Genomic DNA, 1,415 nt, shown 5'->3' on the forward strand with positions numbered 1-1,415 from the left:
GTGGAGATACCGGTCTGGGCCAGCGCATCGGGCGAGAACGAGCCGCTTTCTTCGCGACGCTCGATGCCCAGGGCCACGCCCAGGTCGCCTGCCGGCAGGGTGGCGATGGTGCCAGCGATGTTGGCGAAGTAGTTCTTGGTGGTGGTGCGCGACAACGCCTGGCCCGGCTGGTACAGGTAGGCCTGGACATTGGGGTCGGCCAAGCTGTTGGGCGCGTTGTAGCCGTTGGCGATCAGCGGGTTCCACGGGGTGCACGACCCGGGGCCGGTACCCAGCGGAATCGGCGAGTCCGGCGTGCCGCACTGCGCCTGGCCGTTGGCGTTGATGAAGGACGGGCCGGTGGCCTGGCCAACGGCGTAGGTGTTCAGGTTACCCGTGCTGATCTGGGTGCCCTTGTTCTGGTTGTACAGATAGCCGGCTTCCCAGTCCCAGTAGCGCTCGCCGGTCTGGAAGGTGCCGCTGAACACACCGGTGAAGCGGGTGGTGGTCAGGCTGTTGCGGACTTCGCGCGGCACTTCCCAGCCACGACGCACGTACTGGACGTCTTCGCCGACCGGGTTGAACACGCTGTCGGCGGACAGGCCATTGGCGCTCAGGGCGAAGTCGTCGCTGAAGAATGGATAGCCCGCGTTCTGCGCGAACGAATCACGGTCGGTGTACAGCACGCTGGTGTCGAAGCGCACGTTGTCGGTGAAGTCGAAGCGGCCGTTCAGGAACGCCGACTTGCGCTTGATGCCGCTGTACACGGTCGACGCCAGCGCCGGGTTGGAAACGTCGATGGTCGGGTCAACCAGGCGATAGCTGGAGAACTGCGACGGATCCAGGCCCGGAACGTCGCGGCGCAGCGTGTAGAGCTGGTTGTTGTAGACGAATCGGCCCCACTGCGAGGTGCCGGACAGGCCGCCCGGACGCGGATCGCCCTTCTCGCCGGTCGGGAAGCGGTTGCGGGAGAACCAGCGGTCCTTGGCCCATACCGGATCTTCGTTGGTGTACTCGACACCGGCAGTCAGCGAGCCACGCTCACCACGGAAGCCCATGATGAAATCGTAGTTCTCGCGCTTGCCGTCGCCCTGGTCCCACTGGCCGATGTAGACGTTGGCTTCGGCACCCTCGAAGTCCTTGCGGGTGATGATGTTGACCACGCCGGCAATGGCGTCCGAACCGTAGATGGTGGACGCGCCGTCCTTCAGCACTTCGATGCGCTCGACCATCGCCGACGGAATCGAGGCAACGTCCTGCAGGCCGTCGTTGGTGATGCCGAGGCGGCGGCCATCGATCAGGATCAGGGTGCGGTTCGCACCCAGGTTGCGCAGGTCGATGTAGTAACCGCCGACCGCTTCGCCCGAGCTGAGCGGGGAGGTACGGCTGATGGCGGGCGAACCGGCGGCCGGGATGTTCTGCAGGATGTCGGCGAC

1 protein-coding gene is annotated in these 1,415 nt (G+C 65.5%); it reads right to left on the bottom strand.

Going from position 1 to position 1,415, the window contains the following annotated elements:
• Positions 1–1,415, bottom strand: a 1,415-nt coding sequence (locus ARC23_RS00710) for a TonB-dependent receptor plug domain-containing protein (protein WP_152985173.1), incomplete at both ends; no start/stop codon positions are given.

It is taken from the genome of Stenotrophomonas beteli (genome assembly GCF_001431665.1).
Classification (GTDB): domain Bacteria; phylum Pseudomonadota; class Gammaproteobacteria; order Xanthomonadales; family Xanthomonadaceae; genus Stenotrophomonas; species Stenotrophomonas beteli.